At 66.6% G+C, this 14,388-nt stretch carries 11 protein-coding genes; 1 reads left to right on the plus strand and 10 read right to left on the minus strand.

Annotated elements, in window-relative coordinates; all coding sequences use genetic code 11:
• Window positions 1–16: 16 nt before the first annotated feature.
• The 6 genes from DIE21_RS02355 to DIE21_RS02380 all read right to left on the minus strand — a co-directional run bounded on the left by DIE21_RS02355 (window position 17) and on the right by DIE21_RS02380 (window position 7,827).
• Window positions 17–976 carry a glycosyltransferase family 2 protein gene (locus DIE21_RS02355; protein ID WP_124495651.1) on the minus strand — a complete coding sequence of 320 codons (960 nt, stop codon included), beginning with the start codon at window positions 974–976 and terminating at the stop codon, window positions 17–19.
• Between the two features lie 62 nt (window positions 977–1,038).
• Window positions 1,039–3,261 carry a polysaccharide biosynthesis tyrosine autokinase gene (locus DIE21_RS02360; protein ID WP_124495653.1) on the minus strand — a complete coding sequence of 741 codons (2,223 nt, stop codon included), beginning with the start codon at window positions 3,259–3,261 and terminating at the stop codon, window positions 1,039–1,041.
• Between the two features lie 53 nt (window positions 3,262–3,314).
• Window positions 3,315–4,493 carry a polysaccharide biosynthesis/export family protein gene (locus DIE21_RS02365; protein WP_124495655.1) on the minus strand — a complete coding sequence of 393 codons (1,179 nt, stop codon included), beginning with the start codon at window positions 4,491–4,493 and terminating at the stop codon, window positions 3,315–3,317.
• Window positions 4,487–4,930, minus strand: coding sequence for a low molecular weight protein-tyrosine-phosphatase (locus DIE21_RS02370; protein WP_124495657.1), 444 nt, complete (start codon window positions 4,928–4,930; stop codon window positions 4,487–4,489). The genes DIE21_RS02365 and DIE21_RS02370 overlap by 7 nt, the downstream gene beginning before the upstream one ends.
• Before the next feature lie 40 nt (window positions 4,931–4,970).
• Window positions 4,971–6,386 (minus strand): UDP-glucose/GDP-mannose dehydrogenase family protein, encoded by a 1,416-nt coding sequence (locus DIE21_RS02375; protein WP_124495659.1) that lies wholly within the window; start codon window positions 6,384–6,386, stop codon window positions 4,971–4,973.
• A 67-nt stretch (window positions 6,387–6,453) separates the two neighbouring features.
• Entirely contained in the window at window positions 6,454–7,827 is a 1,374-nt protein-coding gene (locus tag DIE21_RS02380) for an undecaprenyl-phosphate glucose phosphotransferase (RefSeq protein WP_124495661.1), read from the minus strand.
• Window positions 7,828–8,265: 438 nt separating this feature from the next.
• Between DIE21_RS02380 and DIE21_RS02385 the strand changes: the two genes are divergently transcribed.
• Window positions 8,266–9,792: a mannose-1-phosphate guanylyltransferase/mannose-6-phosphate isomerase gene (locus DIE21_RS02385; RefSeq protein WP_124495663.1), complete on the plus strand. Its 1,527-nt coding sequence runs from the start codon at window positions 8,266–8,268 to the stop codon at window positions 9,790–9,792.
• A gap of 123 nt (window positions 9,793–9,915) precedes the next feature.
• Here DIE21_RS02385 and DIE21_RS02390 read toward each other — a convergent pair whose 3' ends face one another.
• The 4 genes from DIE21_RS02390 to DIE21_RS02410 form a co-directional block, all read right to left on the minus strand.
• Complete coding sequence (locus DIE21_RS02390) at window positions 9,916–10,857, minus strand: transposase (RefSeq protein ID WP_124495665.1); 942 nt, start codon at window positions 10,855–10,857, stop codon at window positions 9,916–9,918.
• A gap of 709 nt (window positions 10,858–11,566) precedes the next feature.
• Window positions 11,567–12,148, minus strand: coding sequence for a DUF3501 family protein (locus tag DIE21_RS02400; protein ID WP_124495667.1), 582 nt, complete (start codon window positions 12,146–12,148; stop codon window positions 11,567–11,569).
• Window positions 12,149–12,192: 44 nt separating this feature from the next.
• Complete coding sequence (locus tag DIE21_RS02405; RefSeq protein ID WP_124495669.1) at window positions 12,193–13,530, minus strand: heterodisulfide reductase-related iron-sulfur binding cluster; 1,338 nt, start codon at window positions 13,528–13,530, stop codon at window positions 12,193–12,195.
• A 121-nt stretch (window positions 13,531–13,651) separates the two neighbouring features.
• Window positions 13,652–14,074: a rubrerythrin family protein gene (locus DIE21_RS02410; RefSeq protein ID WP_124495671.1), complete on the minus strand. Its 423-nt coding sequence runs from the start codon at window positions 14,072–14,074 to the stop codon at window positions 13,652–13,654.
• Window positions 14,075–14,388: the final 314 nt, after the last annotated feature.

The following is a 14,388-nucleotide window of genomic DNA, read 5'->3' on the forward strand; positions in this document are numbered from 1 at the left end:
GATGCGCGCGGCCCGTTCAAGACGTCACCGGCGGCATCGCCGCACGGTGGGGGGCAAGGTTCGCGCGGCGCGCATCGCGGGCGCCGCGGCGCACCGCGCGCCAGTGCTCGCGCACGCGGTCGCGCTGCGCGCCACGCAGCGACAGCAGCACGTGCGCGAGGCCCGGGTAGACGCGCGTGCCGACCAGCGTCCACCACCACCATGCGATCTCGCGCCGCACCAGCGGCAGATGCTCGCGCAGGATCAGGTGCAGGTTGTACGCGCCGTTGCTGATCGCATTCAGCGATGCAGCATCGCGCCGGTCGTCGTCGAAGCGCTCGGCCGGAAAATGATCGACCGCGATCGCCGGGTCGTAGACGAGCTTCCAGCCTTCACGCTGCACGTGCATGCTGAAGGCCATGTCGTTGTGCACCTGCGCACCGGCGCCGCGCAGCCGCGTGTCGAAGCGCAGCCGTTCGATCGCGGCGCGGCGGTAGCTCATGTTCGCGCCTTTCAGCATGTCGACTTCGCGCGCGCCGCCGACGCCCAGGTGATGGTTGCCGATGATCTTGCCGGACAGCATGAGCTGGCCGACGAGTTCGCGCGACTCGTCGAGCACGCGGCCTTTCTCGTGCACCCAGTCGCGGCCGCCGACCGCGCCGGCGCGCGGATCGGCCAGGAACACGGCTTCGATGCGCGCGAGCCAGTCGGCGCGCGGCGCCGCATCGTCGTCGGTGATCGCGACGATGTCGCCGTTCGCCGAGTCGAGCCCCTTGTTCAGCGCCGCGACCTGTCCCGGCACGTCGACCGGCACGACCCGCAGCGGCAGCGCGCCGCCGACCGACGGATCGGCGAGGCGCTCGTGCGTGGCATCGTCCTCCGGGCGCGCGACGACGATCACCTCGTCGGGCAGCCGCTGCTGGCGCTGCAGCGCCAGCAGGCAGCGCGCGAGGTCGGCCGGGCGCCGGTAGGTCGGAACGAGCACGGAAATTTTCATCGAGGGTTCTCCAGTCGGCCGGGCCGGTGCTGCGCGCGCCGGCCCGGTTTCGTGCAATGCGGTCAGGCGCTCAGGTATTCGTGGACGGCCGCATAACCACGGCCGTAGCCGCGTGCCTTCGGCGGCACGCCGTTGAAGATCCCGCCTTCCAGATCGACGCCCGCAGTGCGCAGGCGCTTGATCGCGTCGGCGATCTCGCCTTCGGTATGCATGCCCGAGCGCAGCACCAGGAAGGTCGAGCCGGCCATGCGGCCGATGATGGTCGCGTCGGTCACCGCCAGCACCGGCGGCGAGTCGATCAGCACGACGTCGTAGCGCTTGCCGAGCCCTTCGAGGTATTGCGGCAGACGCGTCGACATCAGCAGCTCCGACGGGTTCGGCGGGCGCGTGCCGCCCGAGATGAACGACAGGCCCGGCACCGGCGTCTCGCGGATCGCCTCTTCAAGCGAAGACTGATCGCTCAGCAGCTCGGACAGGCCCGGCTGCGCGGTGAGGCCGAAGTAGCGGTCGAGCATCCCGCGGCGCATGTCGGCGTCGACCAGCAGCACGCGCTTGCCCGAATGCGCGAGCAGCACCGCGAGGTTGACCGTCAGGAAGCTCTTGCCGATGCCCGGCGTCGGGCCGGTCAGCACGATCACGCGGTTCTTCGCATCCATCATCGCGAACTGCATCGCGGTACGCAGGCTGCGCATGCTTTCGACGCTCAGGTCCTTCGGGCGCAGGCTCGCGAGGATCGGCCGCGCGCGGCCGCCGCCCTTCTCGGCCATGGCATCGAGCTTCACCTGCTCGGCGCTTTGCGGCACCAGCCCGTACAGCGGCAGGTTGAACGTACGCTCGACGCGGTCCGGATCCTCGATGCCCTGGAACAGGTTGCGGCGCAGGAACACGACGCCGGTGCCGAGGATCAGGCCCAGGAACACGGCGGCCGACAGGATCAGCACCTTCTTCGGCTTGATCGGGTCGCCCGGGCGCAGCGCCGAATCGATGAGGTGGATGTTGCCGCCGGTGCCGGCCTTCTGCACCGACAGTTCCTGCACGCGGTTCAGCAGCAGCACGTAGATGTCCTCGGCAACCTTCGCGTCGCGCTGGAGCTGGACGGCCTTCACTTCAGTCGCCGGCAGGCTGCGGAAGCGGTTGCTGAACTTGTCCTTCTCGCCCTGCAGCTCCGCGAGCTGCTGCTTCGCGGCGATCACCATCGGATGCGAATCGGTGAAGCGCTGCGCGAGCGACGCGAGCTGCAGGCGCTGCGCGGCGATCTGCTGCTCGTACTGCACGCTGCCTTCGAGGTAGACCTTCGCCTCGTCGCTCGCGTTGATCGAGCCGGACGTGCGCTGGTACTGCGTCAGCGCGGCTTCCGCGCGCTCGAGGTCGGCCTTCAGGCGCGGTTCCTCGCCCTTGAGGAAGTCGAGCATCTTGGTCGCTTCGGCCTGCTTCGCGATCACGTGCTGGTTCAGGTACGACTGCGCGAGCGCGTTCGCGATCGCGGCGGTCTGGTCCGGATTCTTGCCTTCGAGCGAGATCTGCACGACGCCCGTCTGCTTGCCCTGCTCGCTCACCTGGATGCCGGACTGGAAGCCGCCGATCGCGTCGAGATCGTTGTAGCGGACCACCGTGAATTGCGTGCCCGGACGCGCGACGAGCTTCTGCACGAGCAGCGTCACGCCGCCTGCCTGCTCCGATTCGCCGACGCGGCCCGACAGAAGACGGTTGCCGTTCTGGTCGACCAGCGTGTAGGTGCCGTTCGGGCCGGCCGTCAGCGTCAGCTTCTTGCCTTCGAGCGCCGGCACGACGTTGATCGTGTCGATGTCGGCGACTTCGCCGCCCCATGCGTACGACCGCAGGCCGAACCAGGCACGCGACGGCTCGCCCGGCGTCGCGATGCGCGCGGCCAGGCTGCCGAGCACCGGAAGCGCCTTCGGCACGACCGAGAAGTTCAGCTTGAACTGCTCGACGACCGGCGCGACGACGCCGCGGCTCTTGATGATCTCGATTTCCGCATCGGTCGGCGCCTGCTGCGGACCGCTGTTGATCATCGCGCCCGTCTGCGTCTGCGTGAGCGCCTGCGACGTGTTGTCGTTGCCCTCGACCCGCACGTGCACGTCGGCCTGATAGACCGGCTTCGCGACGTAGCAGTACAGGCCGGCGAGCGCGATGACGGTCACCGCGATGCCGAGCAGCAGCCAGATGTCGTCCATGAGCACCTGGAGCAGCTGGCCGAGGACGACGTCCTCTTCCTCGGTTTTCGCGGTCAGATCCGCGTAGGAGTGTTTCGCTTGCGTGTTCACCGTTCGTTCCCGCTTGAGTGGTGCCGGGGCGGAGGCGCCGCCCCGGCGGGCTATCAGCGCGTGATTTGCCGCATGAAGAAGATCGTCTGGATCGTCGGCAACACCTGCTGCAGCACACGGTTGAACTGCACCGAGCTGGCCGTGCTGACATAGACGACGTCGAGCGGCTGAAGCGGGAAGCGGCTCGACAGCATCAGCGCATCCGGCTGCGTCATGTCGAGACGGAACACTTCCGGCTTCGTCGGGTTGTCATGCATCCCGCGCATCACGTAGATCTTGCGCGGGTTCGCATCGGTGTCGAGGATGCCGCCGCCGGACGTCAGCGCATCGGCAAGGGTCAGCCTGCCCTTGAGCATCGGCACGGTGACCGGCGTCTTGACCTCGCCCATGATGAACACGCGGCTGTCGCTGCGGTCCGGCACGTTGATGATGTCGCCCGGCTGCAGCATCACGTTCTGCTTCACTTCGCCGCGATCGAGCACGCCGTTCGCGTCGAGCGTGTAGAGCTTGCCTTCGCGCGTCAGGCGCACGCGCTGCAGGTCGGCCTCGTTGGTCGAGCCGCCCGAGCGCGAGATCGCGTCGACGAGCGTCAGCGGCACGTCGCTCACCGCGAGCGGGCCCGGCTGCTTCACCTCGCCCGTCACCTGCACCTTCTGGCTGCGGAACGACAGCACGCGCACGTCGAGCTGCGGATTCTTCACGTAGCGCGCGAGGGTGGACGCCATCTGCTCGCGGATCTGTGCAACCGTCTTGCCCGCCACGCGGATGCGGCCGACGAACGGGAAGAAGATCGTGCCGTCGGCGGCCACGGTCTGGCCGTACGGATCGGCCTGACCCGGCAGCGCAGTCGTATACGGCTGCTGCAGCGCACCCGCGACCGACTGCGTCGTGTTGCCGCCGCTCGAGAACGACTGGCCCTGCGGCGTCGTCAGCTCGGGGTGATCCCACACCGTGACGCCGAGGATGTCCTGCGGGCCGACGCGGTAGACGTACTGCGACGGATCGGTGTAACGGCCCGGCGGCAGCGGGTGCTCGACCTGCTGCTTCTGCAGCTGATCCATCACCAGCTTCGCGTCGATGTAATGAACCGGATAGGTTTCGGCCTGGCCTTGCCGGCCTTCGTCCTTCAGGTTCGACGAGTCGAGATAGTTGCCGGGCGCGGTCGCGCAGGCCGACAGGAATGTCGTCATCGCGACGGCAAGCGCCAGCGGGCGCATGGGACGTTTCAGCATAGTTTTTGCAGCCATCCTTGAACCAGACGTTCGATCAATGAGTAGCTCTCGCGATAGTCGGCCTCCGGGCCGCCATGCGGATCCGCGATCTCGGCGTCCTCCCACTTGCCCAGCAGGTGGACCTTGCCGCGCGCGAACGGATCGACCGATTCGACGGCCTTGATCTGTTCGCGCTCGCTGACGAGAATCAGGTCGGCGTCGCGCACGATCCGGCGCGACAGCCGCCGCGACCGGTGCGGCGTCGCGTCGACGCCGCGCTCGGCGAGCAGTTGCCGCATCACCGGATCGATGCCGTCGCCGTCGTTCGCCCGTACACCGGCGGAGTGGAACGTCACGCGCGGGCCGCCACGCGACGCCGCGTGCGACTTGAACAGCATTTCCGCCGCCGGGCTGCGGCAGACGTTCGCGTGACAGACGATCAGGATGTTCCGGAACATGGCAGCTCGAATCGGGTTACGGGTAACGGCGACGCGCGGGTCAGGCGTTCGCGCGCGCGGCGCCCGGCACGCGGGCGGCGACGGCCTGGCGCGAGCCGGGGCGGCCGATCGGGTGGTATTCGATGCCCTGCTCGCTCATCGTCTCCGGCTCGTACAGGTTGCGGCCGTCGAAGATCACCGGCGACTTCCATTGGCGGCCGAGCGCGGCGAAATCCGGGCTCTTGAACGCCTTCCATTCAGTGACGATCACGAGTGCGTCGGCATCGCGCGCGGCCTGCGCCTCGTCGTCGGCGAAGGTGAGGCGTTCGAGCCAGCTCGGGTGGTCGGCGAGATCGAGTGCGAGCACGCGGCGCGCTTCCTGCTGCGCGACCGGGTCGTACGCGGCGATGCGCGCACCGCGCGACAGCAGCTCGGCGATCAGCTCGCGGCTCGGCGCTTCGCGCATGTCGTCGGTGTTCGGCTTGAATGCCAGGCCCCAGATCGCGAACGTGCGGCCCGTCAGGTCCTCGCCGAAGCGCGCGACGATCTTGTCGGCGAGCACACGCTTTTGCGCCGCGTTGACCGACGACACGGCCTTCAGGATCTGCAGCGACTGGCCGTGCTCGTCGGCGGTGCGGATCAGCGCCTCGACGTCCTTCGGGAAGCACGAGCCGCCGTAGCCGCAGCCCGCGTACAGGAAGTGATAGCCGATGCGCGGATCGGAGCCGATCCCGCGGCGCACGGCCTCGATGTCCGCGCCGAAGCGGTCGGCCAGGTTCGCAAGCTCGTTCATGAACGAGATGCGCGTCGCGAGCATCGCGTTCGCCGCGTATTTCGTGAATTCGGCCGAGCGCACGTCCATGTACAGCGTGCGTTCGTGGTTGCGGTTGAACGGCGCATAGAGCTTCTTCATCAGTTCGCGCGCGCGCTCGCCCGGCACGTCTTCGTCGCAGCCGATCACGATGCGGTCCGGCCGCGTGAAATCGTCGACCGCCGCGCCTTCCTTCAGGAATTCCGGGTTCGACACGACCGAGAACATCTGGTCGTCGTCGCCGCGCTTCGCGAGTTCCTCGGCGACTGCCGCGCGCACGCGCTCGGCCGTGCCGACCGGCACCGTCGACTTGTCGACGATCACCTTGAAGCCCTTCATGTAACGGCCGATGTTGCGCGCCGCCGCGAGCACGTACTGCAGGTCGGCCGAGCCGTCCTCGTCGGGCGGCGTGCCGACCGCGATGAACTGCACGTCGCCGTGCGCGACCGCGGCCTCGATGTCGGTCGAGAAGCGCAGGCGGCCCGCCGCGCGGTTGCGCGCGATGACTTCCTTGAGGCCCGGCTCGTGGATCGGCACGCCGCCGCTGTTCAGGACGTCGATCTTCGCCCGATCGACGTCGAGACAGAACACGTCGTGCCCGATGTCGGCGAGACAGGCGCCGGTGACAAGACCTACGTAACCGCTGCCGATGATAGTCAGATTCATGATATGTCGGACCTCGTGACCAATGATTCGAAATTCGTAAAACCGGAGTGTCTGCGCGCGTTCCGCGTCAGTAAGCGTTGCTGCCGGTGAAGCCTTTCCAGAGCGTCAGCACGACGATCTTGATGTCGAGCCAGAACGACCAGTTCTGCATGTAGTACAGATCGAGCTTCACGCGTCCCATCATCTTCTCGATCTGGTCGGTCTCGCCGCGAAAGCCGTTGATCTGCGCCCAGCCGGTGATGCCCGGCTTGATCCGGTAGCGGAACATGTAGCCCTTCACCAGATCCTTGTAGATGTCGTCGTGCGCGAGCGCATGAGGCCGCGGGCCGACGACCGACATCTCGCCCTTCAGCACGTTGATGAACTGCGGCAGTTCGTCCAGGCTCGTGCGGCGCAGGAAGCGGCCGACCGGCGTCACGCGCGAGTCGTTCTTCGTCGCCTGCGTGACCTGCCCCGTGACTTCCTGATGCACCTTCATCGAGCGGAACTTGTAGATCTCGAACTCGTGCCCGTCGATCCCCTTGCGCTTCTGGCGGAAGAACACCGGCCCGCGCGACGTGAACTTGATCAGGCAGGCGATCAGCACCATCACCGGCGCGAGCGCCGTGAGCGCCGCCAGCGCGAACAGCCGGTCGAACACGAACTTCGGCAGGATCCGCACGTCGGTGATCGGCGACGCCGCGAGGTTGATCGCCGGCACGCCGAGCACCTCGACCACTTCCTGGTTGAAGAACGACAGCGTGCGCACGTCCGGAATGAAACGGATATTCACGAAGTCGTGGCGGAACACCGTCACGATCTGGTGAATCCGGCGCTCCTCCGTGATCGGCAGCGTGAGCCACAGCTCGCTGATCGCGCGGCTGCGCACCAGCCACACCAGCGATTCGAACTGCCGCTCGATGCGCACGTCGTCGAGCGCGACCTCGCCCGGCACTTCGCTTTCGTCGTACACGCATACCGGGTTGAAGCCCGCTTCCGGACGCGCCCGCATCTGCGCGATCAGCCGCCGCGCGGCCGGCGTGCCGCCGACGATCGCGACCGCCTTCAGGTTGTAGCCGCCGCGCCGCAGCTGTCGCAGCACGACGTGCACGCAGGCCTTCGAGCCGACGAGCAGCGCCATCGTCACGAGCGCCCAGTAACCCAGCCACAGCCGCGACAGGTCGCCCGACTGGTGAAAGCTGAAGCTCATCAGGATGCCCGCGAGCTCGACCACCAGCCACGCGAACGCCACGCGCCCCACCAGCCCGACGAGACGCTTGCCTCGCCACGACTGATAGATGCCGATCGCCGGAAAGAACACCACGACCAGCAGGCAGTCGAACAATACCGTCGTGCGCTGCAGGTCGTTGAGCCAGATGCTGCCGCCGTGCAGCGTGGCGGCGATCAACGCCCCCAACACGACCATCGCGATATCGATGACTCTCGCCAGCACGCTCAACATGTTCGCTTCCTCTTTGAACAGGCGTTTGTCGAACAGCTCCTTGTGCCGCCCGTGCCGCACATTCGATTCAAACGTTGCATGACGCTATTGAAGCGACAAGAAAATCTCTCCTCAAGCGCACAAGTATTTCGAAAAATAATCGGAAATTCTTGCCGCGAAATTCTTGAATTAAATCGGCACGTTTTCCCGAAACGAGCGCGAATCGGGATTTTTTCGAACACTTTACGGTTCCCGCCAGCCCCTTGCAGGACGGGACGTCAGCCCGATTGCCCGAATTATTTTTTATTTTTTTGTTTGCATCCGATGCTATCGCGGAAAATTTTCCCGGATACGTGCGCGACGAAGTGCGCGACGAATATCGTGCAAGGCGTCCGGTTTTATTGTCGATTTACTTCATGCTACAAACAGGCACTGACTTCAATCGAGGAGAGTGTCATCATGAATGCTCCGGCCGTGGCAGCCGATACGCGCCCTTCTTCTTCCGCCGCAACCGACGCCAGTGTGCGCGTCGCGGTGCAGCCGGTGATCCTTGCCGGCGGTTCGGGCACGCGTTTGTGGCCGATGTCGCGCGAACACTATCCGAAGCAGCTGATCGGCCTGCTCGGCGATCATTCGCTGCTGCAATCCACCGCGTTGCGGCTCGACGGCCTCACGACCGGTCATCCGCTGAACGACGACGTGCTGATCGTGTGCGGCGAGGATCACCGCTTCACGACCGCCGAACAACTGCGCCTGACCGGCAAGCGCGCATCGATCATGCTCGAGCCGCTCGGCCGCGACACCGCGCCCGCGCTGACGCTCGCCGCGCTGCGGATCGTCGCCCGCGGCGGCGACGCCGTGATGACCGTGATGCCGGCCGACCACGCGGTGGCCGACCAGCCGCGCTTTCATGCGGCGGTCGCGGCCGGCGTGCACTGCGCGGCCCAGGGCAAGATCGCGACGATGGGCATCGTGCCGGGCCGCGCCGAAACGGGCTACGGCTACATCCGCGTCGGCGCGCCGCTCGGCGACGCCGCCACCGGCAGCCTCGACGTGCGCCGCCTCGACCGCTTCGTCGAGAAGCCGCATCTCGAACTCGCACAGCAGTACGTCGCGTCCGGCGAATACTGGTGGAACAGCGGGATCTTCATCGTGCGCGCGTCGGTGTGGCTGAACGCGATCCGCCAGCTCGAACCCGAAATCTACACGGCCTGCGAGCAGGCCGTCGCACGCGGCAAGGAAGACGGCGACTTCTTCCGCGTCGATCGCGACGCGTTCGCCGCGTCGCCGTCGAACTCGATCGACTACGCGGTGATGGAGCCGCTCGCGAACCTGCCGCAGCTGTGCGAAAGCGTCGTCGTGCCGCTCGATGCGGGCTGGTCGGACGTCGGCTCGTGGGACGCGATCTGGCAGATCCTGCCGAAGGACGATGCCGATAACGTCGGCCGCGGCCGCGTGCTGTTCGAGAACGCCGAATCGACCTTCGCGCATTCGGAAAGCCGGCTCGTCGCGTGCGTCGGCACGCAGAATCTCGTCGTCGTCGAAACGCCCGACGCCGTGCTCGTCGCCGACAAGTCCTGCGTGCAGGACGTGAAGAAGATCGTGGGACGCATCAAGGCCGAGCGCGGTGCGGAGGCGACCGATCACCGCAAGGTCCACCGCCCGTGGGGTCATTACGATTCGGTCGACATGGGCGAGCGCTTCCAGGTGAAGCGCATCGTCGTGAAGCCGGGCGCGCGACTGTCGCTGCAGATGCACCACCACCGCGCCGAACACTGGATCGTCGTGCGCGGCACCGCGCGCATCACGCGCGGCGACGAAACCTTCCTGCTGTCCGAAAACGAATCGACGTACATCCCGCTCGGCGTGTCGCACCGTCTCGAGAACCCGGGCAAGATGCCGCTCGAGCTGATCGAAGTGCAATCGGGCGCGTATCTCGGCGAGGACGACATCGTCCGCTTCGACGACACCTACGGACGCCAGTGACGCAGCGCATGCCGGGCGCGCCGTCTCGACGGCGCGCCCGGCATCACGGGCATGGGGGAGACAAGGAATAACGCGCGGGCGCCGTGACACACGACGACCCGCGCGTTTTCGTTCGGATGACGATCAACCTACGCGGTACGCATACTCGCGGCGATCCGACTGCACCGGGTCGTTGCGGCCCTCGGACAGCGCACCCGCGCGACGCTCGGCGATGAAGCGCTTGATGTCCGACTCGGCACGCGCCAGCGCGGACAGGCCGGCCAGCACTTCGCTTTGCGGCGCACGCACCGGCTCGTCGCTCGCACCATGACGATCGATCCACTGGCGCGCCCAGTCGAGCGCGTACTGCTCCGCTTCGTCCGCGTCGGTGAAGCGCGGGCCGATCAGGCCCGAGCGCTCGACGCGCCGGTCGTCCTGCATGATCTCGGCCCACGCGCGGTACATCAGGTTCTGCACCGGCTGTGCGCTGCCGTAGACCGTGTAGCCGCGATACTCGTCGACTTGCGGTTCGGCCGCGGCGAAGCTCGCGGCGGACGGACGCCCGTGGCGCAGCCCCGCGGGCTGCGCGCCGGGTACCGCGAACGACGAACCGGACGACGCGTCCGCGCCGGCGTTCGACATCGCGGTCAGCGTCGCGCCCTCGCCCTCCCAAACGTTTGCCTGCGCGACCGGCAGTTGCCACGACTCGGGGTTCTGCCAGAACACGCCGCGCAGACGATCGTTGTCGGGCACGGGCTCCGCACGGCATGCCGGCGCGACCGGCACCGGCGGCGGCGGAACATACGCGAACGTGCGCCCGCTGAACTGGGTCAGCACGTCGATCATCTGCAGCAGCGTGCCGTTCGCGAGCCACTCTTCGTAGCGGCGGCGGCACGTCGGCCCGGACGGATAGCGCCCGGGCAGTTTGGACCACGCTTCACCGGTCGTCAGGATCCAGAGAACCGCGTTGGCGACGACGCGCGGTTCGGCGCGCGGACGGCCTCGACGGTTCAGCCGGATGGGTTCATCCGCGATCAGCGTTGAAAGACGAAACCACTCTTCATCGTTAAGCTCATCGAAGAACATAGTTGATTTCTCCACGCAGCCAGGCCGGGGCTGCGATTGTCGGCGCCGTCGTCACGCATCGCGTCACGGGGCGCCCCGGTTGCACATTATGGTTATCCGATTGTTGTGCATGCCGGCGCGGCACCGCACTTTCGCGGTGCCGCCATTCCCGGCAATGGCGCACAAATCACGGTCTCACTCCAATGTGGGAATTTTTGTGCACGAAGCATACCATCCTCAGGGTTTATCTCAATATGACAATGACTTAATGTTACGCACTGAAACAACCTGCCATGGATGCGTGATCTATTTACGCTTGAATTTTTTTACGCGATCGTTATGCGCGACGCCGGGAAGCCCCGTCTGGCGGGGCTCTGCGGGGTGCGACCGCGCCCCGGCCGGCGGGCCTCCCGATGTGTTCCGACCCTTGACGGCAACAATTGCGGGAATTGCCGCCTAAAATCGGTAAATCAGGGAAAATTTCGTAACAAGATATTCACGGATCGGTAAATCATTCAAATTCCAATGGACTGAATTTTCTCCGTGCACAATCTTTTTATTGTTTCTCTGCGAACGATGAAAGCGATCTGACGTGCAATGCACATTGTTTCCCGGCATGCAAGCGCAGCCCGTCTGTTACATCCTCGGGAAACGGTCGGCCGGATGAGCGTGATTCGGGTTGGAACGACGTGCCGAACAGGCGATGCGCACGGCCACGCGCGGCCGTGCGTCAGCGCAGATCGCCGGCCAGCGACGCGGCCACGTCCGCGTCCACGCGTTGCGGCGGCAACGTATAGGCCGGATGGTCGCAGCCGATCGACAGCGTCGCGCCGTCCTTGAGCGCCGCGCGCATCGCCCCGCTCAATTCGAAGCGCACGAAATGCACGGCCGAGGTCTTCTCCGCGTTGTCGCGATCGAGATCCTCGTCGGCGATCGCATACACGTCAGGATGCCCGTCGACCTGCAGGTACACACGATCCTCGACGCCGATCAGTCGCGCGAGTGCCGCCCGCCGTTCGGCCTCGTGCTCGTATTCGATCTGCAGCGTCGCCTTCAGGTTGGAGCCGTCGGGCACGAGCGGCAGATAGGCTTCCAGTTCGCCTTCGATGCCCGCCTCGTCGAAGATCTTCTCGATGTGCAGCATCTCCTGGATCTGGTAGCGGATCGTGGTCTCGTCCTCGAACAGGAGGCGCAGATGGTTGCCGAGCGCCACCGCGCGGCGGCGCTTGTACGCGACGAGCCGCGCGTGTTCGGTCCTGCGGATCTTCGCGTACGCTTCGAGCGTCAGCAGCGAGTCGCGGGTCAGCGTCATGGGATGTCCTCGGATGTCGTCGGTGTGTTCGCCGGGCGGCCGTCTCAGATGCCGTACGCACGGCGCAGCAGCGTCAGCGGATGCGCGAGCGGCGCGGAGGGCAGCCCCTTGTCGTCGATGCCCTGCACGATGTGATGGCCGGCGAGCGCGCAGTCCGACGACACGAAATCGGGCTTCGGCTCGGCCATCGCCTTGAACACGGGCGCGCCGATCCGCATCGCGTCCGCATGGAACGCCTTCTTCACGCCGAACGTGCCCGCGTGCCCCGAACAGCGCTCGACGACGTTGACGCGCGTATCGGGCACGAGCGACAGCGCGTCGGCCGTCTTGCGGCCGATGTTCTGCACGCGCGCATGGCACGGCACGTGATACGACACGGTGCCGAGGCCCTGCTTGAAATCGGTCTTCAGCAAACCGTCGCGATGCCGCGCGATCACGTATTCGAACGGATCCCAGAATGCGTCGGCCACCGCGCGCACGGCTTCGTCGCCGGGGAACATCAGCGGCAGTTCGCTCTTGTACATCAGCACGCAGCTCGGGATCGCGCCGATCAGCGCATAGCCTTCGCGCGCATAGCGCTCCAGCACCGGCACGTTCACGGCCTTCTTCGCGGCGACGCCCGCGAGATTGCCCTGCTCGAGCAGCGGCATCCCGCAGCAGGCTTCGCGCGTGACGAGCTCGTACGGGATCTCGTTGTGCGCGAGGATCGCGAGCAGGTCGTGGCCGATGCCCGGCTCGTTGAAGTTCACGTAGCACGTCGCGTAGATCGCGACCTTGCCGGGCGTGCGTTCGCCGTCGCGTACCGGCGGGCCGTCCGAGCGTTTCGCTGCGCGCCGGAACTTGCGCGGCGCAAACTCCGGCAGCCATGCGTTGCGATCGACGCCGAGCGCCGCCTCGAGCGCGTGGCGCGCGGGCGGCGTGCGGTTCACCGCGTTCACCGTCTGCGTGACGATCGGGATGCCCGCGAAATGGCCGAGCGCGTCGGTGTTCGACAGCACCTTGTCGCGCAGCGGCGCTTCGCCGCGCTGGTAGCGCGCGGCCTTCGCACGCAGCATCAGGTGCGGGAAATCGACGTTCCATGCGTGCGGCGGCACGTACGGGCACTTCGTCATGTAGCAGAGGTCGCACAGGTAGCACTGGTCGACGACCTTGCCGAATGCCTCCTTCGGCACCTCCTCGATATCGCCCGTCGGCGTTTCGTCGACGAGATCGAACAGCCTCGGAAACGCGCCGCACAGCGATACGCAGCGGCGGCACCCGGCGCAGATGTCGAACACGCGCGTCATTTCCGCATCGATCGCGGCCTGGTCGTAGAACGCTTCGGACTGCCAGTCGAGCGGATGCCGGGTCGGGGCTTCGAGACTGCCTTCCTTGTGGGGCATGGGGCGCTCCAGCGTGGCGCGCATGCGCGCGGGCGCGCCGCCCGCACGATGCGGGCAGCGATCAACAGACGGCCGGCCGCGGGCAATGCCCGGCCGGCCGTGCGGCCTTGCGGCGCCCGCGTCAGTCGACGAGTGCGTCCAGCGCCTTCGTATAGCGGTTCGCGTGGCTGCGTTCGGCCTTCGCGAGCGTCTCGAACCAGTTCGCGATTTCGTCGAAACCTTCGTCGCGTGCCGTCTTCGCCATGCCCGGATACATGTCGGTGTATTCGTGCGTCTCGCCGGCGATCGCCGATTCGAGGTTCAGCCGCGACGGGCCGAACGGCAAACCCGTCGCCGGATCGCCGACTGCTTCGAGGTATTCGAGGTGGCCGTGCGCATGGCCGGTTTCGCCTTCGGCGGTCGAGCGGAACAGCGCGGCGACGTCGTTCTGGCCTTCGACGTCCGCCTTCGAAGCGAAATACAGATAGCGCCGGTTCGCTTGCGATTCGCCCGCGAACGCGGCCTTCAGGTTCTCTTCGGTCTTGCTGCCCTTGAGTTGAGCCATTTGCGCCTCCGTACGAGTCGGCGCGACCGCGTGCGAAGCCGGCCGATGATGTATGTGGGGAACGATGCGTACGCCAGACGTGCACGCGTCGTGCTTTTCAATCTAGGCGCTGGCGTTCGCATCCCCCAATAGGCTTTTTCAATCCGGGCGATAGCGGCGGACGGGAACGGGGAACGGTTGACGGGTCGGAATGGGTCGCCGGCGGGTTCGGCGGTCGGCGGTCGGCGGTCGGCGGTCGGCGGTCGGCGGTCGGCGGTCGGCGGTCGGCGGTCGGCGGTCGGCGGTCGGCGGTCGGCGCGACGCCCGGTGCATGC

It is taken from the genome of Burkholderia sp. Bp9140 (genome assembly GCF_003853425.1).
Classification (GTDB): Bacteria; Pseudomonadota; Gammaproteobacteria; order Burkholderiales; family Burkholderiaceae; genus Burkholderia.